This window comes from Streptomyces caatingaensis, assembly GCF_001187435.1.
Lineage (GTDB): Bacteria > Actinomycetota > Actinomycetes > Streptomycetales > Streptomycetaceae > Streptomyces > Streptomyces caatingaensis.
Map to the genome: position 1 here is coordinate 45,084 of NZ_LFXA01000014.1, position 20,655 is coordinate 65,738.

Annotated in this window: 16 protein-coding genes; 7 read left to right on the forward strand and 9 right to left on the reverse strand. The window is 74.4% G+C overall.

The genetic code is table 11. The features are described from left to right. The first annotated feature begins 128 nt into the window (after positions 1-128). The 3 genes from AC230_RS20895 (at position 129) to AC230_RS20905 (ending at position 5,193) form a co-directional block, all read left to right on the forward strand. Positions 129-1,994 carry a glycoside hydrolase family 15 protein gene (locus tag AC230_RS20895; RefSeq protein ID WP_049717865.1) on the forward strand — a complete coding sequence of 622 codons (1,866 nt, stop codon included), beginning with the start codon at positions 129-131 and terminating at the stop codon, positions 1,992-1,994. Positions 1,995-2,083: 89 nt separating this feature from the next. Next, positions 2,084-2,830, forward strand: coding sequence for a beta-phosphoglucomutase family hydrolase (locus tag AC230_RS20900; RefSeq protein WP_049717866.1), 747 nt, complete (start codon positions 2,084-2,086; stop codon positions 2,828-2,830). Beyond that, entirely contained in the window at positions 2,827-5,193 is a 2,367-nt protein-coding gene (locus AC230_RS20905; RefSeq protein WP_049717867.1) for a glycoside hydrolase family 65 protein, read from the forward strand. The genes AC230_RS20900 and AC230_RS20905 overlap by 4 nt, the downstream gene beginning before the upstream one ends. Before the next feature lie 19 nt (positions 5,194-5,212). Here AC230_RS20905 and AC230_RS20910 read toward each other — a convergent pair whose 3' ends face one another. Both AC230_RS20910 and AC230_RS20915 read right to left on the reverse strand, forming a co-directional pair. Then, positions 5,213-5,923 carry a VIT1/CCC1 transporter family protein gene (locus AC230_RS20910; RefSeq protein WP_049717868.1) on the reverse strand — a complete coding sequence of 237 codons (711 nt, stop codon included), beginning with the start codon at positions 5,921-5,923 and terminating at the stop codon, positions 5,213-5,215. Further along, positions 5,920-7,452 (reverse strand): FAD-dependent oxidoreductase, encoded by a 1,533-nt coding sequence (locus AC230_RS20915; protein ID WP_049717869.1) that lies wholly within the window; start codon positions 7,450-7,452, stop codon positions 5,920-5,922. The genes AC230_RS20910 and AC230_RS20915 overlap by 4 nt, the downstream gene beginning before the upstream one ends. Positions 7,453-7,649: 197 nt before the next feature. Here AC230_RS20915 and AC230_RS20920 point away from each other — a divergent pair, with 197 nt between their 5' ends. After that, entirely contained in the window at positions 7,650-8,057 is a 408-nt protein-coding gene (locus tag AC230_RS20920) for a VOC family protein (protein ID WP_049718048.1), read from the forward strand. 84 nt (positions 8,058-8,141) lie between these two features. Here the strand turns inward: AC230_RS20920 and AC230_RS20925 are convergent, their stop codons facing one another. Further along, positions 8,142-9,572: a M14 family zinc carboxypeptidase gene (locus AC230_RS20925; protein ID WP_049717870.1), complete on the reverse strand. Its 1,431-nt coding sequence runs from the start codon at positions 9,570-9,572 to the stop codon at positions 8,142-8,144. A gap of 584 nt (positions 9,573-10,156) precedes the next feature. On the opposite strand from AC230_RS20925, the gene AC230_RS32145 reads away from it, so the two are divergent. Next, complete coding sequence (locus AC230_RS32145; protein ID WP_157868627.1) at positions 10,157-10,876, forward strand: YoaK family protein; 720 nt, start codon at positions 10,157-10,159, stop codon at positions 10,874-10,876. Positions 10,877-10,901: 25 nt separating this feature from the next. On the opposite strand, the gene bla is transcribed toward AC230_RS32145, so the two are convergent. From bla to iolC, 6 genes are all read right to left on the reverse strand, one after another. Continuing rightward, positions 10,902-11,873 carry a class A beta-lactamase gene (bla, locus tag AC230_RS20935; RefSeq protein ID WP_049717872.1) on the reverse strand — a complete coding sequence of 324 codons (972 nt, stop codon included), beginning with the start codon at positions 11,871-11,873 and terminating at the stop codon, positions 10,902-10,904. Between the two features lie 153 nt (positions 11,874-12,026). Further along, positions 12,027-13,520 (reverse strand): CoA-acylating methylmalonate-semialdehyde dehydrogenase, encoded by a 1,494-nt coding sequence (locus tag AC230_RS20940; protein WP_049717873.1) that lies wholly within the window; start codon positions 13,518-13,520, stop codon positions 12,027-12,029. A gap of 133 nt (positions 13,521-13,653) precedes the next feature. Next, positions 13,654-15,540: a 3D-(3,5/4)-trihydroxycyclohexane-1,2-dione acylhydrolase (decyclizing) gene (iolD, locus tag AC230_RS20945; protein ID WP_049717874.1), complete on the reverse strand. Its 1,887-nt coding sequence runs from the start codon at positions 15,538-15,540 to the stop codon at positions 13,654-13,656. Next, on the reverse strand, positions 15,537-16,436 hold the full coding sequence (gene iolB / locus AC230_RS20950; RefSeq protein WP_049717875.1) for a 5-deoxy-glucuronate isomerase: 900 nt from the start codon (positions 16,434-16,436) through the stop codon (positions 15,537-15,539). Before iolB ends, iolD begins: the two co-directional genes overlap by 4 nt. A gap of 21 nt (positions 16,437-16,457) precedes the next feature. Continuing rightward, on the reverse strand, positions 16,458-17,336 hold the full coding sequence (locus AC230_RS20955) for a Cgl0159 family (beta/alpha)8-fold protein (RefSeq protein ID WP_049717876.1): 879 nt from the start codon (positions 17,334-17,336) through the stop codon (positions 16,458-16,460). A gap of 53 nt (positions 17,337-17,389) precedes the next feature. Next, positions 17,390-18,400 carry a 5-dehydro-2-deoxygluconokinase gene (iolC, locus tag AC230_RS20960; RefSeq protein ID WP_049717877.1) on the reverse strand — a complete coding sequence of 337 codons (1,011 nt, stop codon included), beginning with the start codon at positions 18,398-18,400 and terminating at the stop codon, positions 17,390-17,392. A 272-nt stretch (positions 18,401-18,672) separates the two neighbouring features. Between iolC and AC230_RS20965 the strand changes: the two genes are divergently transcribed. Together AC230_RS20965 and AC230_RS20970 are read left to right on the forward strand one after the other, a co-directional pair. Further along, complete coding sequence (locus tag AC230_RS20965; RefSeq protein ID WP_049717878.1) at positions 18,673-19,593, forward strand: sugar phosphate isomerase/epimerase family protein; 921 nt, start codon at positions 18,673-18,675, stop codon at positions 19,591-19,593. Between the two features lie 40 nt (positions 19,594-19,633). Beyond that, the gene (locus AC230_RS20970) at positions 19,634-20,653 is read left to right on the forward strand and encodes a Gfo/Idh/MocA family protein (protein WP_049717879.1); all 1,020 of its coding nucleotides are present in this window, start codon (positions 19,634-19,636) and stop codon (positions 20,651-20,653) included. The last annotated feature ends 2 nt before the right edge of the window (positions 20,654-20,655 follow it).

The window sequence follows — 20,655 nt, forward strand, 5'->3', positions numbered from 1 at the left end:
GGCCTGGCAATGAAAGGAATGATTCACGGTTTCGCAATGGAACGAAGGTTGCCTGGTGCGGGGGCACCGCCCGGCGGACCGAGGTACAACGGAGGGAGCGACGACTCCCGCCCGGGGAGGGACGGCCGATGACCTACGACAGCGGCCCGCGGCACCCCGACTACCTGCCCATCGAGGACCACGGCATCATCGGCGACCTGCACACGGTCGCCCTCGTCGGCGCCGACGGCACCATCGACTGGTGCTGCCTGCCCCGCTTCGACGCCCCCGCCGTCTTCGGCGCCCTCCTCGACGCCCGCATCGGCGGCCACTTCCGCGTCACCGCCCGCGACGCCGAACGCACCCGGCAGATGTACATGCCCGACTCGAACGTCCTCCTGACCCGCTTCCTGGGCCGGAGTTCCGTCGCCGAGCTCTACGACTTCATGGTCCCCGACCACCCTTCCTTCCCCGGGCGCCGCGTCCGGCAGATCGTCCGCCAGGTGCGCGTGCCGCGCGGCCGGGCCGTCCTGGAGGTGTGCTGCCGGCCGGCGTTCGACTACGCCCGCGCCCCGCACAGCCTCACCGTCACCGACCACGGCGCCGTCTTCGCCGCCCCCCGCGGTGCCCTGCTGCTGCGCTCCTCGGTGCCCCTGGAGCCCGCCGGGGACGGCCGCGAGGTCCGCGCGACGGTCACCCTCGACCCCGGGCACACCCTCGAACTCGCCGCCCAGTGGGCCGACGTGCCCGCCCCGCCGGCCCCCCTCGACGCCCACGAGGCCGCCGGACTGCTCGACGACACCCTGGAGTACTGGGACCGCTGGGTGCGCAACTCCCAGTACCGCGGCCGCTACCGCGAGAGCGTCGAACGCTCCGCCCTCGCCCTCAAGCTCCTCGTCCACCAGCCCACCGGCGCCCTCGTCGCCGCCCCCACGACCTCGCTCCCCGAGTCCCCGGACGGGGGAAGCCGCAACTGGGACTACCGCTACACCTGGATCCGCGACGCCGCCTTCACCCTCTACGCCCTGATGCGCCTCGGCTTCACCGAGGAGGCCGCCGCCTTCATCGACTGGCTCCACCAGCGCTGCGTCGAAGCCCCGCCCGGCAGCGGACTGCACGTCCTCTACGGCGTCGACGGCCGCGCCGACCTCCCCGAGACCGTCCTCGACCACCTCGGCGGTTACCGCGGCGCCCGCCCCGTGCGCATCGGCAACGCCGCCGCCCGCCAGACCCAACTCGACCTCCACGGCGAGCTGATGGACTCCGTCTACCTCTACGACAAACACGGCGAACCCCTCTCCTACGAACTGTGGGAGGCGCTCGCCCGCCAGCTCGAATGGCTGGAGAAGCACTGGGAGGACCCCGACGACGGCATCTGGGAGACCCGCGGCGGCCCCCGCCGCTTCACCTACTCCGCCCTGATGACCTGGGTCGCCTTCGAACGGGCCCTGCGCATCGCCCGCCACCGCGGCATGCCCGCCCCCGTCGAGCGGTGGCGCGACAACGCCGCCGAGGCGTACCGCTTCGTCCAGGAGCGCTGCTGGTCCCCGGAGCTCGGCGCCTACTGCCAGAGCGCCGGCAGCCGCACCCTGGACGCCTCCCTGCTGGTCATGCCGCTGGTCAAGTTCTCCGGCCCGCGCGACCCGCGCTTCCTGTCCACCGTGCGCCGCATCGAGGAGCACCTGGTCAGCGACAGCCTCGTCCGCCGCTACCGCACCGACGGCGCCGACGGCGTCCCCGGCGACGAGGGAACCTTCAACCTCTGCTCCTTCTGGTACGTCGAGGCCCTCGCCCGCGCCGGCCGCGTCGGCGAGGCCCGGTACATCTTCGAGAAGATGCTCACCCACAGCAGCCATCTCGGCCTGTACGCCGAGGAGATCGGGCCCGCGGGCGAGGCGCTCGGCAACTTCCCCCAGGCGTTCACCCACCTCGCACTCATCAGCGCCGCCACCAATCTCGACCGTGCCCTCACCGCGCACCACGGCGCGCCGGCCGCGCGCCGGTGCGGCGGCTGACGGCCGGCGCACCGGCGCCCGAAAGCGCGAACGAGTGATTCGCCCACCCCCGGGGCAGGCTGTGCGGCAACCCGGGAAAGGGGAACAGCGTGACCGCACTCGGCCTGCCCGCCCACGTCCGCGCCTGCCTGTTCGACCTCGACGGCGTCCTGACGAAGACCGCCGTCGTGCACGCCGCGGCCTGGAAGGAGATGTTCGACGCCTTCCTCGCCCGGCGCGAGGGGCCCGCCTTCCGGCCCTTCGACCCCGTCGCCGACTACGACGAGTACGTCGACGGCAGACCACGCGCCGACGGCGTCCGCTCCTTCCTCGCCTCCCGCGGCATCACCCTCCCCGAGGGCACCGACACCGACCCGCCCGACGCCGACACCGTCCAGGGCCTGGGCAACCGCAAGAACCTCCTCGTCCTGGCGAAGATCCGCAGGGAGGGCGTCGAGGCGTACCCCGGCTCCGTCCGCTTCGCCGAGGCCGCGCGCGCCGCGGGCCTGCGCCGGGCCGTGGTCTCCTCCAGCGCCAACTGCCGTGACGTCCTGGCCGCGGCGGGCATCGAGGACCTCTTCGAGGTGCGCGTCGACGGCATCGTCGCCAAGGAGCGCGGCCTGCCCGGCAAACCCCGTCCCGACACCTTCCTCGCCGCGGCCGAGGACCTCGGCGTCAAGCCCGCCGAGGCCGCCGTCTTCGAGGACGCCCTGGCCGGCATGGAGGCCGGCCGCGCCGGGGGCTTCGGCTTCGTGGTGGGCGTCGACCGGGTGGGACAGGCCGGGGCGCTGCGCCGGCACGGTGCCGACATCGTCGTCGACGACCTCGCCGACCTGCTGGAGGACGACGCCACATGATCACGCATCCGGCCTATCTCGTCGAACCCTGGTGCCTGCGCGAGACGGAGCTGAACCTCGACATCCTCTCCCAGAGCGAGTCGGTCTTCGCCCTCTCCAACGGGCACGTCGGCTGGCGCGGCAACCTCGACGAGGGCGAGCCCCACGGCCTGCCCGGCAGCTACCTCAACGGGGTCTTCGAGTTCCGCCCGCTGCCCTACGCCGAGGCCGGCTACGGCTATCCCGAGTCCGGCCAGACCGTCATCAACGTCACCAACGGCAAGGTCATCCGGCTCCTCGTCGACGACGAGCCGTTCGACCTGCGCTACGGCAAACTCCACCGCCACGAGCGGCTGCTGGACTTCCGCACCGGCCTGCTGCACCGCACCGCCGAGTGGACCTCGCCCAGCGGCCGCAGCGTCCGCGTCCGCTCCACCCGGCTCGTCTCGTTCGCCCAGCGCGCGGTGGCGGCGATCGCCTACGAGGTCGAGCCGCTCGACGGCGACGTCCGCATCGTCGTCCAGTCCGAACTCGTCGCCAACGAGCCGATGCCCGACATCGGCGCCGACCCGCGCACCTCGGCCCAGCTCAAGGATCCGCTGGTGCCGGGCGAGCACGCCGCCCACGGTGCGCGGATCCGGCTGCTGCACTGCACCGCCCGCAGCGACCTGAAGGTCGCCGCCTCCGCCGACCACGTGGTGGACGGGCCGGACCGGACCGTGCTCGCCGCGGAGAGCAGCGACAACCTCGCCCGGCTCACGGTGACGTCCCGCCTCGGGTCCGGACAGCGGCTGCGGCTGGAGAAGTTCGTCGCCCACGGCTGGTCGGCGGCCCGCTCCGTGCCCGCCGTGCACGACCAGGTGGACGCCGCCCTGGCCGGCGCCCTCAGCACCGGCTGGGACGGCATGGTGGCCGAACAGCGCGCGTTCCTCGACCAGTTCTGGAGCCGCGCCGACGTCGAGGTGGACGGCGACGCCGAGATCCAGCAGGCCGTGCGGTTCGCGCTCTTCCACATCCTGCAGACCGGGGCGCGCGGGGAGGCCCGCGCCCTGCCCGCCAAGGGCCTGACCGGGCCCGGCTACGACGGCCACTGCTTCTGGGACACGGAGACCTTCGTCCTGCCCACCCTCACCTACACCGCCCCGCAGGCCGTCGAGCAGGCCCTGCGCTGGCGCCACAGCACCCTGCCCGCCGCCCAGGAGCGCGCCCGCCAACTGGGGCTGCGCGGCGCGGCGTTCCCCTGGCGGACCATCAACGGCGACGAGTGCTCGGCCTATTGGCCCGCGGGCACCGCGGCCTTCCACGTCAACGCCGACATCGCCGACGCCGTGGTGCGCTACGTCGCCGCCACCGGCGACGCCGTCTTCGAGCAGGAGGTCGGGCTCCCGCTCCTCGTCGAGACCGCCCGGCTGTGGCGCTCGCTCGGGCACCACGACCACCACGGCGACTTCCACATCGACGGCGTCACCGGCCCCGACGAGTACAGCGCCGTCGCCGACGACAACGTCTACACCAACCTGATGGCGCAGCAGAACCTCCGGGAGGCCGCGGCCGCCGCCGAACGGCACCCCGACGCGGCCGCGGTGCTCGGCGTGGACGACGAGGAGACCGCCGCCTGGCGCGACGCCGCGCTGCGGATGACCGTGCCGTACAACGAGGAGCTGGCCGTCCACGAACAGTCCGCGGGCTTCACCGGCCACCAGGTCTGGGACTTCAACCGCACGCGCCCCGACCAGTACCCGCTCATGCTGCACTTCCCCTACTTCGACCTCTACCGCAAACAGGTCGTCAAACAGGCCGACCTCGTCCTCGCCATGTGCCTGCGCGGCGACGCCTTCACCGCGGAGGAGAAGGCCCGCAACTTCGCCTACTACGAGCCCCTGACCGTCCGCGACTCCTCGCTGTCCGCCTGCGGCCAGGCCGTGATGGCCGCCGAGGTCGGCCAGATGCGCCTGGCCTACGACTACCTCGGCGAGGCCGCGATGATGGACCTGGAGGACCTGGAGGGCAACACCCGCGACGGCATCCACATCGCCGCCCTCGGCGGCACCTGGTTCGCCCTGGTCGCCGGCTTCGGCGGCATGCGCGACCAGAGCGGGTCGCTCACCTTCGCCCCCCGGCTGCCCGAGCAGATCGGCCGGCTCGCCTTCACGATGGTCTACCGCGGGCGCCGGCTGCGGGTGGAGATCACCGGGACGACGGCCACCTACACGCTGCTCGACGGCGAGGCCCTGGAGCTCGGGCACTGCGGGGACGCCTTCGAACTCGTCCCCGGCACACCGGTGCCGCGCGCCATCCCGCCGCTGCCGGCCGGCCCGCCCCCCGAGCAGCCGCACGGGCGCTGCCCCGCCACCCGCAAGGCACCCCAGCGGCTCAAGCGGTAGCCGCTCCCCGGCCCGGCGGTCAGACCACCGACCCCAGCAGCGACCCCACCGCGTACGTCACCCCCATCGCCAGGGCCCCGCCGATCACGTTGCGCAGCACGGCGGGACGGGCCGGGGACGCGCCGAGGCGGGCGCTGGTCCAGCCCGTCAGGGCGAGGGTCGCCAGCACCGAGGTGATGGTGACCGGCAGGCGCCAGGAGGGCGGCGGCAGGACGATCATCAGGAGGGGCAGCAGCGCGCCCGCCGTGAAGGCGCAGAGGCTGGCGGCGGCCGCCCGCCAGGGGTCCGTGAGGTCGTCCGGGTCGATGCCCAGCTCCACCCGGGCGTGGGCCCGCCACGCGTCCTTCGCGCTCAGCTCGCGGGCGGCCGCGTCGGCCACCGCCGGGCTGAGGCCGCGCCGCTCCAGCTCCTCCTCCAGCGCCTCGCGGCTCGCCTCGGGACGGGCGCGCAGTTCGCGCCGCTGCACCTCCAACGCGGCCCGCTGGGCGTCGCGTTGGGTGCACACCGAGACGTACTCGCCCGCCGCCATCGAGATCGAGCCCGCCAGCAGGCCCGCCAGGCCGGCCGTCAGCAGCGTGCCGCGGCTGTCGGTGGCGCCGGCCACGCCGACGACCAGGCCGGCCGTCGAGACGACGCCGTCGTTGGCGCCGAGGACCGCGGCGCGCAGCCAGTTCAGCCGCCCGCCCGTGCTGCTCGCGGACGGGTGCCGGGGCGCGGGCGCCCCGCTCATTCCCCGGCGTCCCTCTCCTCCAACGGCCGTAGCGCCGGCCCCTGGAGGACCGAGCCGTCCGTGGCGAATCGCGACCCGTGGCAGGGGCAGTCCCACGACCGCTCGGCCGCGTTGAACGCCACCAGACACCCCAGGTGCGTACAGCGCGCCGAGACGGCGTGCGCCGTGCCGTGCTCGTCCCGGTACACCGCGCAGTGCCGGCCGTCGACGCGGACCACCGCGCCCGTGCCCGGCGCGATGTCCGCGACCCGGTCCGGGCCGGGCGCGCGCAGCCGGTCGCCGAGGAAGTGCCGGGCCACCCCGGTCTGGTGGCGCAGGAACGCCGGGGCCTCGCGCACCGCGCTCCACAGCCGCCGCGGGTCGTACAGGTCCGCCCACGGCGGGCGCCGGCCGTCGATCAGCTCGGCCAGCAGCGTCCCGGCCATCACCCCGCCGCTCATGCCCCAGCCGCCGAAGCCGGTCGCCACCCAGGTGCGGCGGGCGCGCGGATGGAACCGGCCGACCAGCGGCACGGTGTCCGTGGAGTCGTTGTCCTGCGTCGCCCACCGGACGCCCGGCTCCAGCGCCGGGAAGCGCTCCCGCGCCCAGGCCGCCAGCCGCTCGAAGCGGGCGGCCACGTCGGCGGTGCCCGGGGCGAAGCTCTCGCCCGTGACGATCAGCAGCCGCCGCCCGTCGGGCAGCGGCGCCGTGCGCACCGAACGCCTGGTGCCCTCCTCCGTCACGAACATCCCGCCCGGGTCCTGCGCGGCCGGGATCGCCCCGGTGACCACCAGCTCCCGGCGCGGCGACAGCCGGGAGAACAGCAACGCCCGGTCGAAGACCGGGTAGTGCGTGGCCACGACCACGTCCCGGGCGGTGACGGCCGCGCCGTTCTCCGTGCCCAGCCGGCACGGCGTGCCCTCGTGCAGCCGGACCACCCGCGAGTGCTCGAACACCGCCCCGCCCCGCGCCACCACGTCCTCGGCCAGCGCCAGCAGGTACTTGCGCGGATGGAACTGCGCCTGCCCGGGCAGGCGCACGGCGGCCTCCACGCGGAACGGCAGCCCCGTCCGCTCCGTGAACGCGGCCTCCAGACCCGCCTGCTCGGCCGCGTTGACCTCCTCGCGCACCGTGCCCCGCCCCGCCGCCTCGGTCACGTACGTGTACGCGGCCCGCCGCTCCAGTTCGCAGTCCACGCCCAGCAGCCGCGCGACCTCCGCCACGTGCTCCACCGCGTCCTGCTGCGACCGCGCGTACAGCCGGGCGCCGTCCGGCCCCCGGGTGCGCCGCAGCCGCGCGTACACCAGGCCGTGCAGCGCGGTCACCTTGGCGGTCGTCCGCCCGCTGACCCCTTCCGCGATCCGCCCGGCCTCCAGCACGGCCACCGACCGCCCGGCCCGCGCCAGCTCCCAGGCGGTGCTCAGCCCCGCGATGCCGCCGCCGACCACGGCGACGTCGACGTCCACGCCCGCCCCCGTACCGAGCGGGGGGTAGGACGTGACGGGGGTCGTGGACATCCAGTACGGCTCGTCGGGAGGCTGCGTCACCATACGGGACGGATTCCCGGCCCGTCCCCCGGTACCCCGAGCGGCGGCCCGGGTTCCTCCGTTCGGCGGCGCGGTGTCCACCGCCCGGGAGGAACGCCCTGCCGGCCGCGCGGAGCGCGCCGCCGCCGGGACCGGCCCCCAGAATGGCACCGGGTCCCGGCGGGACCTCCGCCCCCACCGAGAGAGGAACGGTGATCGTCATGACCGGCGTGCCCACGATCTGCCCGGTGCTGCGCTACCGGGATCCGCACGCGGCCGTCCGGCAGCTCACGGAGGCCTTCGGCCTCACCCGCGGCGCGCTGTACGAGAGCGAGGACGGCACGGTGCTCCACGCCGAACTCGCCCACGGCGACGGCGTGGTGATGCTCGGCGGCCGGGGGCGCGGCGGCGTCTTCGACGAGGCCATGGGCGCCGGCGGACCCGTCGGCGTCTACGTCGTCGTCGAGGACCCCGACGCGCACTGCGAGCGGGCCCGCGCCGCCGGCGCCGAGATCCTCACGGCGCCGGCCGACCAGCCCTACGGCTCGCGGGACTACATGGCCCGCGACATCGAGGGCAACATCTGGACCTTCGGCACCTACGCCCCCGGCGGCGAGGGCGAGGGCTGACCGCCGGCCGCCGTTGTCGCCACAGGGGCCTTCCGGCCGCCGGTACGGCCGGAAGGCTCCCTTGACGGTTGGATGCCGGCGCCCTCAACTCCGGTGCGCGGGGCGGTCGCCGTCCTCGGCCGTCGTCCGGTAAGGGGCCGCCGCCCGCTGTGCCGCGTACAGCAGCGCGGGCTTCAGCTTGGGCCAGAAGTAGTCCTCCTGGCAGGAGAAGGCCGGGGTGAAGCCCGAGCAGCCGCGGCCGTCGCTGTCGCCGATCTCAATGGTGAGGCCGGCGACGCCGAGCTTGTCGTACGTCCAGTCGTCGGAGCCGCCGGACGCGTCGTAGAGGATCTCGCCGGCCTGGCCCGACTGGTAGCCGGTGAGCGAGCCCAGGTGCCGGGCCAGCGCCCGCAGTGAGGCGTCGTTGCCCGTGTGGATCGTGTGGTCGGACTCCCAGGGCAGCAGGACCATGCTCGCGTCGCTGTGCAGGCTGATCATCAGGCCCTTGGCCGTGTCCGGCGCGGGGTCGCCGTCGCCGGTGCCCGTGCGCACGGCCGGGTACAGCTTCCTGAACAGGCCCTCCAGCGCGGCGTTCTCCGGCTCGGAGTCCGCCTTGGGCCCGAGGTAGGTCTCGCTGCACGGCTGCCGGGAGGTGCCGGCGCCGCCCCAGTGGGTGCCGGCGTTGCGGTTGAGGTCCACGCCGATCTGCCCCGTCCAGCCGCAGTCGGTGCCGCGGGCGTCGTCGGCGTTCTTGCGCTGCAGGATCGGGTTGTCGCCGCCCTGGGCGACGATGTCGACGCCGTCGGGGTTGGTGATGGGCACCACCCACATCTCCGTGGAGTCCATCAGCGCCGTGATCGCGGGGTCCTTGCCGTAGCCGTCCGTCAGGGCGTCGATCCAGCGCCAGGACACCTCACCCGTGGTGATCTCCCGGGCGTGGATCTGGCTCATGAGGAAGAACCGGGGCTTCGCCGCGTCCGGGCTCAGCCGGCAGTCCCCCTCCTTCTTCTTGGTGACACAGATGGCCTTCAGGTCGTTGCCGCCGCGCCCCTGCTGCTTGAGCCAGGACTGTCCGTAGGTGACCACGCTCGTCAAGTCCGGGTGCCGCGCGGCGACTTGGTCGAGGTGCGCGTAGTGCGCGCCGACGGTGTGGTAGCCGCCGTAGTAGGTGTCGTTCACGCTTCCCGCGCCGTGGCGGACGGGCGACTTGTGCGGGAGTGGCTTCTTCATCGTCTCCGCGACGGTGGGGGAGAAGCCGAGTCTGCGCAGGCCGGACGCCGTCGACGGGCCGCCGATGACGAACAGGTCGTCGCCCTGCCGGCGCTCGATGAGATCGAACCCCGACGTGATCAGCTTCTGCGCCGCGTCCTGCCGGCCGTGCGTCGGGACGCGGTACACGACCACGGTGCGCTCGGCGGGCGCCGCCGCCGTCTGCCGGGCGGCACCGGCGAACGCCGGGGACATGCCGGGGGACAGGGCCGTGAGCGCCATGACCGTCGCTCCTGCGGCCAGCGCCGCGAGGGTCTTCCGGGACATGAGAGGGCCTTCCGTGGGGGGATGCGGGGCACGTGCCCGGCCGGTGCCGACGACCGGCCGAGCGCATGGTGCCATGTCCATGCCACAGAATGAAGGCTCTATTCCGGGCAGTCGGAAGAACCGCCCGTCCGGCCGTGACCCCGCCGCTCCGCGCGGCGGCATGCCGGCACCGTACGCGTCCGGGCCCGCGCGGACGGCGCGCGGCTCGCGGGCCGGCCCGGAAGGAGGTGCGGACGCACCGCGACCGCGTCGCTGCTCACGGTGGCGAGAACGTGACGGACGGGGTTGCGGGGATCCGGGGCCCCGGGAAAGATCCTCCGGCGGGAGCCCGGCCCGCCGGGCCGCCGGCTCCCGCAGGTCCGGTCCGTGGGAAGAGGCGTGATGAAGAGCCTTGGGAGCGGCCGGCGTTAGGCCGCCGCGCGCGGGCCGGCGCCGGCCCGGGGGCGATCCGGGCGGCGACCGCGCCGTGCGGAGCGCCCGTTCGCCGGCAGACCTCGTCCGCCCGGTGCGACGGACCGGCGCGACGGCTGCCTCTCGTGCGCCTTTCCGATTGCCCGCAGCGTGCAGTGGCCCTGGAGTGCTTCGTGCAGGACACCGAGACCCCCGAGACCCTCGACCGCGCCGGACGGCGCGGGGACCCCTTACCGCTCGTGATCGTGCTCCTGACCGTGACCGGAGGCATGCTCGACGCCATCAGCTTCCTGGAACTCGGCCAGGTCTTCGTCGGGATGATGACGGGGAACGTCGTCACCTTCGGCTTCGCCCTCGGCGGTGCGCCGCACTTCACCGAACCGGCCCCGCTGCTCGCGCTGGCCGGGTTCGCGGCCGGGGTGGTCACGACGGGCCGGGTGGTGCGGAGGCAGCGGGTGACCGGGTGCGGGCGGTGGTTCGCGGCGGTGCTGCTGCTGGAGATGGCGCTCCTGCTGACCGCGGCGCTGCTCAGCGCCGCCCCGCGGGCCGCGACGGGACGGCACGCCGTGATCACCGTCCTGGCGGTGGCGATGGGCATGCGGTGCGCCGCGCTGCGCAGCCTGGCCGTCCCGGAGCTGCAGGCGACGTTCGCGCTCACCGGCGCCCTGATCGCGCTGCTGCACGACCTCGGCGCCCGGTCCGGTTCGCCCGCGCGGACGGCGCGGCGGCTGGGCGTCGTCGGGGCCACGGGGGCGGGCGCCGCGGCCGGGGCCACGGCGGTGACGCACTGGGGGCTGGGCGGTGCGCTGGTGGCCGTGGCCGGGGTCGTCGCCGTCCTCGCCGGCGCGCTGCAGTGGCGCTCGGCCCCGGCGCCCGCCCGGTGCGGGGGCTGACCGCCCGTGCGGGGGCCGGGCCCGCTCAGCCGAGTTCGCCCGCCAGCAGCGCGGCCGTCTCGGCGATCAGCACGTCGGTCTTCGTCTTGTCCAGCTCCTTGTCGCCCGTCGTCGTCAGGACGGACAGGACGACCGGCGGACGGCCCGGAGGCCAGGCGACGCCCACGTCGTTGTTGGTGCCGTACTTGCCGGCCCCGGTCTTGTCCCCGAGCGCCCAGTCCCGCGGCAGCCCCGCGCGCAGCTGGTTGCGGCCGGTCGTGTTCGCCAGCAGCCAGCCCGTCAGCCGCTCCCTGTGCCGGGCCGGAAGGGCGTTGCCCAGCACCAGCCGCGCGTACGTCAGGGCGATGGCCCGGGGCGTCGTGGTGTCCTCCACCGCGCCCGGCACGGCCGAGTTCAGCGCGGGCTCCCAGTGGTCGAGGCGGGTGTCGTCGTCCCCGAGGGACCGGCAGAAGCGGGTCACGCCGCCCGGCCCGCCCAGCCTGCGCAGCAGGAGGTTCGCGGCGCAGTTGTCGCTGTACGAGACCGCGGCGCCGCAGAGCTCGGCGCCGGTCATGCCGTCGCGCAGGTTCTCGGCCCGGCCCGTGACCGGGGCGTAGCCGGACTCCTCGGTGTCCCGCCGCGGGTAACGGACGCGTTCGTGGAGGAAGCGGTCGCCCTGGCGCAGGTCCCGCAGGACGGCCGCGACGGCGAGCGTCTTGAACGTCGAGCACATCGGGAAGGCCTCGCCGGCCCGGTGTTCGACGGTCGTGCCGCCCGCCGGGCTGTACGCGAAGACGCCCAGCCGGACCGGCACCTGGAGGCGCTCCGAGTGCGCGGCCTCCAGGCGGCGCAGTCTCGCGGTGACCTCCTCCCCGCCGCGTCGCCCCGACGGCGCCGCGGCCGCCGCTCTGCCGTCCGCGGACGCGGCGGGCGCGACGCCGAGGCCGGTGGCCAGGGCCGCGCCCGTACCGAGGGCGAGCAGGGAACGGCGGGTGGGGCGAACGCGAGGGGGAGTCAAGGTCGTACACGCTCCTTTTCCGAACAGTGGTTCTGTTCTTGGGGACGACGGGAGAGGAGGGACGGTTGCGGACCCGGGGGATTTTGTTCACCTCCGGCCGGGTCCGCGCTGTTCGCGCTGTTCGCGCGGCTCTCGCGGCTCGCGGGGACGGAGTTATCGGTTGCTGGGGAAGCCCAGGTCCACGCCGCCGTCGGCCGGGTCCGGCCAGCGTGTCGTGACGACCTTGCCGCGCGTGTAGAAGTGGACGCCGTCGTTGCCGTAGACGTGGTGGTCGCCGAAGAGGGAGTCCTTCCAGCCGCCGAAGGAGTGGTAGCCCACGGGCACGGGGATGGGCACGTTCACGCCCACCATGCCCGCCTGCACCTCCAGTTGGAAGCGGCGGGCCGCGCCGCCGTCGCGTGTGAAGACGGCCGCGCCGTTGCCCCAGGGCGAGGCGTTGATGAGGGCGACGCCCTCCTCGTAGGTCTCCGCGCGGACCACGCACAGCACCGGGCCGAAGATCTCGTCCCGGTAGGCGTCCATCTCCGGCGTCACCTTGTCGAGGAGCGAGACGCCGATCCAGTGGCCGCCCTCGTGGCCCTCGACCGTGTGGCCCGTGCCGTCGAGGACGACGTCCGCGCCCTGCGCCGCCGCGCCCGCCACGTATGAGGCGACCTTGTCGCGGTGGGCGCGGGTGATGAGCGGGCCCATCTCGGACGCCGGGTCGTCGCCGGGGCCGATGCGCAGCGCGGCCGTCCGCTCCTTGATCTTCTCGATGAGGGGGCCGGCCGTGCCGCCGACGGCCACCAGGACCGAGACGGCCATGCAGCGCTCGCCCGCCGACCCGTACGCGGCGTTGACGGCGGCGTCCGCGGCCAGGTCGAGGTCGGCGTCGGGCAGGACGAGCATGTGGTTCTTGGCGCCGCCGAGGGCCTGGACGCGCTTGCCGTGCGCGGTGGCGGTGGCGTGGAGGGAGCGGGCGACGGGGGTCGAGCCGACGAACGAGACGGCGGCGACGTCCGGGTGCTCCAGCAGCCGGTCCACGGCCGCCCTGTCGCCGTTGACGACGTTGAGGACGCCGTCCGGAAGCCCCGCCGCGGCCGCGAGCTCCGCGAGGCGCAGCGCCGCCGAGGGCACCTTCTCGCTGGGCTTGAGGACGAAGGTGTTGCCGCACGCGACGGCGAGCGGGAACATCCACATCGGCACCATGGCCGGGAAGTTGAACGGGGTGATGCCGGCGACGACGCCCAGCGGCTGCCGGATCGCCGCGACGTCGACGCGCGTCGAGACCTGGGTGGAGAGCTCGCCCTTGAGCTTCTCCGGTATGCCGCAGGCGAGTTCGACGATCTCCAGCCCGCGCGCGACCTCGCCGAGGGCGTCGGCGTGCACCTTGCCGTGCTCGGCGGTGATCAGCCGCGCGAGTTCCTCGCGGTGCGCGTGCACCAGCTCCCGGTAGCGGAACAGCACGGCCGTGCGGCGTGCGAGCGAGGAGGTGCCCCACGCGGGGAACGCGTCGCGGGCCGCGGCCACCGCCGCGTCCACCTCCTCGGCGGACGCGAGGGCGACGCGCTTCTCCTGGACGCCGGTGGCGGGGTCGACCACCGGTCCGTGGTTCCCGGAGACGCCTTCGACGGGCTTGCCGCCTATCCAGTGGTTGATCGTCTTCATGGTGCGTGCGGGCCTTTCTCGGTCGGGGCTTCCCTGGCGTGGGCTTCCCGGGTGTGGACTTCCCGGGTGTGGGCTTCCCGGCCGGGGCTTGCCGGGCGTGGGCTTCCCGGCCGGGGGAGAGGTCGGGGGGAGCTCAGAGGTGGTGGCGGCGCGCGGCCGCCTCCCGCTCGTAGGCGGCGCGGGCCTCCACGGCGGCCGGCCGGGTGGCGGCGGCGGCGACGGGGACGTCCCACCACGCCTGGGCGCCGGGCGCGGCCGGTGCGCCCTCGGACGTGTCGGTCTCGACGTACACGCAGGTCGGCCGGTCGGAGGCGCGGGCCTCGGCGAGGGCCGCGCGCAACTCCCCGACGGTGGAGGCCCGCAGGACGTGCAGGCCGAGCGAGGCCGCGTTGGCCGCGAGGTCGACGGGGAGCGGGGCGCCGGTGTACGTCCCGTCCTTGTCGCGGAACCGGTAGGCGGTGCCGAAGCGTTCGCCGCCGGTGGCGGCGGAGAGCCCGCCGATGGAGGCGTAGCCGTGGTTCTGCACGAGCACCACGTTGATGTGGACGCCCTCCTGGACGGCGGTGACCAGCTCGGTGGGCATCATCAGATAGGTGCCGTCGCCGACCAGTGCCCACACGGGGCGGTCCGGGGCCGCGAGACGGACGCCGATGGCGGCGGGGATCTCGTAGCCCATGCAGGAGTAGCCGTACTCCAGGTGGTACTGGCGCCGCGAACGGGCCCGCCACAGCTTGTGCAGGTCGCCGGGGAGCGAGCCGGCGGCGTTGACGACGACGTCCTCGTCGCCGACGACGGCGTCGAGCGCGCCGAGCACCTGCGTCTGGGACGGCCGTACGGAGTCGTCGCCGGCGGCGTAGGCCGCGTCCACGAGCCGTTCCCAACGGGCCTTGCCCGCACGGTACTCGGCCTCGTACGCCTCGCCCACCCGGTGGCCGGCCAGGGCGGCGGTGAGCTCCTCCAGCCCGGCGCGGGCGTCCGCGACGAGGGGCAGGGCGCCCATCTTGTGGCCGTCGAAGGAGGCGATGTTGAGGTTGACGAAGCGAACGCCCGGGCGGGCGAAGAGCGTTGAGGAGGCGGTGGTGAAGTCGGTGTAGCGGGTGCCGACGCCGAGCACGAGGTCGGCGGTGCGCGCCAGTTCGTCGGCGACGGCGGTGCCGGTGTGGCCGATGCCGCCGACGTCGGCCGGGTGGTCGTGGCGCAGCGAGCCCTTGCCGGCCTGGGTGGAGGCGACGGGGATGCCGGTGGCCTCGGCGAGGGCGCGCAGGGCGTCCTCGGCCTCGCTGTGGTGGACGCCGCCGCCCGCGACGATCAGGGGGCGTTCGGCGGCGCGCACGGCGAGGGCGGCCTCGACGACCGCGTCGGTGTCGGGGGAGGGACGGCGGACGTGCCAGACGCGGTCGGCGAAGAACTCCTCGGGCCAGTCGTGCGCCTCGGCCTGTACGTCCTGGGGCAGGGCGAGGGTGACGGCGCCGGTCTCGACGGGGTCGGCGAGGACGCGCATGGCCCGCAGGGCGGCGGGGATCAGGGCCTCGGGGCGGGTGACCCGGTCGAAGTACCGGGAGACGGGCCGCAGGCAGTCGTTGACGGACACGTCCCCCGCGTACGGGACTTCGAGCTGCTGGAGGACGGGGTCGGCGGGGCGGGTGGCGAAGACGTCGCCGGGCAGCAGGAGCACCGGCAGCCGGTTCACCGTGGCGAGGGCGGCGCCGGTGACGAGGTTGGTGGCGCCGGGGCCGATGGAGGTGGTGACGGCCTGCGCGGCGAGCCGGTCGTTCTGCCGCGCGTAGCCGACGGCGGCGTGCACCATGGCCTGTTCGTTGCGGCCCTGGAGGTAGGGCATCGCGCCGGGGCCGGACTCCAGCAGGGCCTGCCCGAGGCCGGCGACGTTGCCGTGCCCGAAGATGCCCCAGCAGGCGTTGATCAGCCGGCGGCGGTGCCCGTCGCGCTCGGTGTACTGGTGGGCGAGGAACTCGACCAGGGCCTGGGCGACGGTGAGCCGGCGGGTCGCGGTAGCGGTCATCGGGCGTCTCCTGCGGGCGCGTTGTAGAGGGGCAGGCGGGGGTCGACCGGCTGGTCCGGCCAGGTGGAGCGGATCCAGCCGTGGTCGGGGTGGTCGCGGATGAGCCACTCGCGGGCCTCGCCGGGGCCGGCCATGACGTTGAGGTAGTACATGGCGTGGCCGGGGGCGGCGATCGACGGGCCGTGCCAGCCGTCGGGGATCAGGACGGCGTCGCCGCCGCGCACCTCGGCGAGGACGTCGGTGCCGCGGCCGTGGCCCGAGGGGGTGACGCGCTGGTAGCCGAGGCCGGGCCGGCCCGCGGCCTCCGCGATCTCGAAGTAGTAGATCTCCTCCAGCTCGCTCTCCTCGCCGGGGCGGCACTCGTCGTGCTTGTGCGGCGGGTAGGAGGACCAGTTGCCGCCCGGGGTGAGGACCTCGACGGCGATGAGCTTGTCGCACACGAAGGAGCCGGCCGCCGCGAAGTTGTTGACCTGGCGGGAGCAGGAGCCGGTGCCACGCAGTTCGACGGGGACGCCGGGGGCGGGCCCGTAGCGGGCGGGCAGGCGGCGCCGGCAGCGGGCGCCGGCGAGGGCGAAGCGTCCGCCGCCGGTGCTGGAGACGCGGACCTCCTCGTCGCGCGGCACGTACGCGAAGTCGGTGACCGCGTCGAACACGCCGGTGCGGCCGGTCAGTTCGAAGGTCTCGCCGCCGCCGGTGGTGACGGTGCAGCCGCCGGAGAGCGGCAGCACGATCCATTCGCTGTCGCCGGTGGGGAAGGAGTGGCCCGCGCCGGGCGGCAGTTCGAGGACGCGCAGGGAGGAGTGCCCCCAACCCGCCTTCTCGGGCGTGATGTCGAGGGCGTAGGGCCCGGCGGCGGCCTGTCCCGCCCTGAGGTGGAATCCGCGGAATGCGTTCATGAAAGGTCCGGTCTCCGTGGTCTACAGCAGTCCGACGGCGGTGTCGACGGCCTTCGCCACGTCCCCGTCGCCGGGGTAGAGCAGCGAGCGGCCGACGACCAGCCCCTGCACCGTCGGCAGGTGCAGGGCCTTGCGCCACTTCTCGTACGTCTTCTCCTGGTCCCGGGAGACTTCCCCGCCGAGCAGGACGGTGGGCAGCGTGGACGTCTCGCACACCCGCGCCATGTCGTCCGGGTCCTCGGTGACCGGCAGCTTCAGCCAGGTGTAGGCGGAGGTGCCGCCGAGGCCGGAGGCGATGGCGACGGAGGTGGTGACGGCGTCGGCGCCCAGGTCGTTGCGGACACGGCCGTCGACGCGGCGGGAGAGGAAGGGCTCGACGAAGACGGGCAGGCGCAGCGCGGCCATCGCGTCGACGGCGCGGGCGGCGGACTCCAGGGTCTCCACGGAGCCGGGGTCGTCGTAGTCGATGCGCAGCAGCAGCTTGCCGGCGTCGAAGCGGAGGCGGGCGAGGTCCTGCGGGCGGTGGCCGGTGAAGCGGTCGTCCATCTCGAAGGACGCGCCGGCGAGGCCGCCGCGGTTGAGCGAGCCCATGACGACCTTGTTCTCCAGGGCGCCGAGGAGGAGCAGGTCCTCGAGGATGTCGGCGGTGGCGAGCACGCCGTCGACGCCGGGGCGCGACAGCGCAAGGCACAGCCGTTCCAGCAGGTCGGCTCGGTTGGCCATGGCGAGCGCGCGGTCGCCGACGCCGAGCGCGCCGCGGGCGGGGTGGTCGGCGGCGACGATCATCAGCCGGCCGCGGTCGCCGAGGAGGGGGCGGCGGGTGCGGCGGGCGGCGGCCTCCGCGACGGCTTCGGGGTGCCGGGCCCGCAGCGCCGGGATGTCGGAGATCCGAGGGGTCAAGGGGTGACTCACCTTCTCGCGGTGCACCTTCTCGAAGTGCGGAAGTGCAGGGGTCAGCGGGGGGTTTCCGCCGTGCGCCGGGCGAGGAACTCCTCGACCTCGGCGGCCGTGGGCATGGCGGAGGAGCAGGCGAGGCGGGAGGCGACGATGGCGCCGGCGGCGTTGGCGTAGCGCATCACCGTCTCCAGGTCCCAGCCGGCCAGCAGGCCGTGGCAGAGCGCGCCGCCGAAGGCGTCGCCGGCGCCCAGGCCGTTGACGACCTCGACGGGGGTGGGCGGGACCTCGGCGACCCGGCCGTCGCGGTGCGCGGCGAGGACGCCCCGGGGGCCCTGTTTGACGACGGCCAGTTCGACGCCCCGGTCCAGCAGGGCCCGTGCGCAGGCGCGCGGGTCGCGCAGTCCGGTGGCGACCTCGGCCTCGTCGACGTTGCCGACGGCGACGGTGGCGTGGCCGAGCGCGGCCTCGTAGTACGGCCGGGCCGCGGCCATGGCCCGGGGGCCGGTGGCGCCGCCGTCGCCGGAGGCGCCGCCCTCGCCGCCCCAGAACATCGGCCGCCAGTCCAGGTCGAAGACGGTGACGCCGGACCTGCCGCGGGCCTCCAGGGCGGCCAGCGTCGCGGACCGGCTGGGCTCCTCGCACAGGCCGGTGCCGGTCATCCAGAAGACCCGGGCGGCCCGGACCGCGTCGCGGTCCAGTTCCTCGGGGCGGATGACCAGGTCGGGGGCCTTGGGGCGGCGGTAGAAGTACAGCGGGAAGTCGTCCGGCGGGAAGATCTCGCAGAACGTGACGGGCGTCGGGTACTCCTCGACGGGGGTCACCCAGCGGTCGTCGACGCCGAACTCCCGCAGCGCCCGGTGGATGTAGTCGCCGAAGGGGTCGCGGCCGGTGCGGCTGACGACGGCGGTGCGGCGGCCGAGCCGGGCGGCGGCGACCGCGACGTTGGTGGCCGAGCCGCCCAGGAACTTCCCGAAGGTCTCCACGTCGGCCAGCGGGACGCCGGTCTGCAGCGGATAGACGTCCACTCCGATGCGGCCCATGGTGATCAGGTCGTACGGATCGGTCATGTGCGCCCTTTCGGTTCGGCCGGGGTGCGGCCCGTCGGCTCTGCCCACAGGTCTAACCGGGGAGATCAAGCCCTGTCAACACTTTGTCCTTACATATTGACGTGAAGGGAGGGTGTGCCGCGGGCACCCGTGAGGTGTCCGTCCGTCCACAACGTCCTTAAGTCCGTATGTCAGGACGAAGTCTTGACACTCCCTTGACCGCCGTGGAGGCTGTGCCCCGCAACCGTCAGCGCCTCCCGGTCACCGCCGACCGGCGAGAGGAGAGCCGCAGCATGTCCGCATCCAGCGCCGCTTCGCCCGTATTGGACCGCATCCGCGTCGGTTCGGCACCCGACTCCTGGGGAGTGTGGTTCCCCGACGACGACCAGCAGGTGCCCTGGCGGCGCTTCCTCGACGAGGTCTCCGAGGCCGGCTACGAGTGGATCGAACTCGGCCCGTACGGCTACCTCCCCACCGACCCCGCCGTCCTCCGCGACGAGACCGCCCGCCGCGGCCTCAAGGTCTCCGCCGGCACGATCTTCACCTCCCTGCACCACGGCCCCGCCGTCTGGGACAGGACCTGGGCTCACGTCACCGAGGTCGCCACCCTCACCCAGGCCATGGGCGCCCGCCACCTCGTCGTCATCCCCTCCTTCTGGCGGGACGACAGGACCGCCGAACTCCTCGAACCGAGCGAACTCACCGACGAGCAGTGGCGGCACCTCACCACCGGCACCGAACGCCTCGCCCGCCGCGTCCGCGAGGAGTTCGGCCTCGACATCGTCGTCCACCCGCACGCCGACACCCACATCGACACCGAGGAACACGTCGAGCGCTTCCTCGACTCCACCGACTCCGGCCTCGTCAACCTCTGCCTGGACACCGGGCATTACGCCTACTGCGGCGGCGACAGCGTCAAACTCATCAAGACCTACGGCGAACGCATCGGCTACCTCCACCTCAAGCAGGTGGACCCCGCGGTCCTCGCCGACGTCACCGCCAAGGGCACCCCCTTCGGGCCCGCCGTCCGCCAGGGCGTCATGTGCGAACCCCCGCTCGGCGTACCGGCGTTGCCGCCGGTCCTCGAAGCCGCCCAGGACCTCGGCGTCGACCTCTTCGCCATCGTCGAGCAGGACATGTACCCCTGCGCGCCCGACCGGCCCCTGCCCATCGCCCGGCGCACCCGGCACTTCCTGCGCTCCTGCGGCGCCTGACCACCCACCCCCTCACCGACCAAGGAGCGGGCACCCCCGCATGAGCACCGACACCCCCCTCGGCATCGCCGTCATCGGCACCGGACGCATGGGCGCCGACCACATCCGCCGCCTCCACACCGTCACCAACGGCGCCCGGGTCGCCGCCGTCGCCGACCTCGACCCCGACCGCGCCGCGCACGCCGCCCACGGCATCGACGGCTGCACCGCCCACACCGACCCCGCCGCCGCCATGGCCGCCCCGGGCGTCGACGCCGTCCTCGTCGCCTCGCCCGGCCCCGCCCACGAGGCCGCCCTCACGGCCGCCTTCGCCCGCGGCCTGCCCGTCCTGTGCGAGAAACCCCTCACCCCCGACGCCGCCTCCGCCCTGCGCGTCGTCGAGGCCGAGGCCCGCCTCGGCCGCCGCCTCGTCCAGGTCGGCTTCATGCGCCGCTACGACACCGGCTACCTCCGCCTCAAGGAACTCCTCGACTCCGGCGCCCACGGCCGCACCCTCATGCTCCACCACAGGCACCGCAACCCCGCCACCCCGCCCGGCTTCACCGACGCGATGCTCATCAACGACTCGGTCGTCCACGAGATCGACGTCACCCGCTGGCTTCTCGGCGAGGAGATCACCGCCGTCCACGTGCTGCGCCCCACCCCCTCCGGCGCCGCCCCCGCGGGCCTGGGCGACCCGCAGCTCGTCCTCTTCGAGACCACCGGCGGACAGATCTGCGACACCGAGCTCTTCCAGAACTGCGGCTTCGGCTACCAGGTCGCCTGCGAGGCCGTCGGCGAGCGCGGCACCGCCCGCACCGGCGACGACCACGGCCTCCTCGTCAACGCCGACGGCCGCTGGGGCGGCACCATCACCCCCGGCTACGTCGAGCGCTTCGCGGACGCCTACGACCGGCAGGTGCAGCGCTGGGTGGACGCCACCCGCCGCGGCACCGTCGAGGGACCGAGCTGCTGGGACGGCTACGCGGCGGCCGCCGCCTGCGAGGCCGGCGTCCGCGCCCAGACCACCGGCGCCCGCGCGGCCGTCGAACTGGCCGGCCGGCCGGGCCTGTACCGCTGACC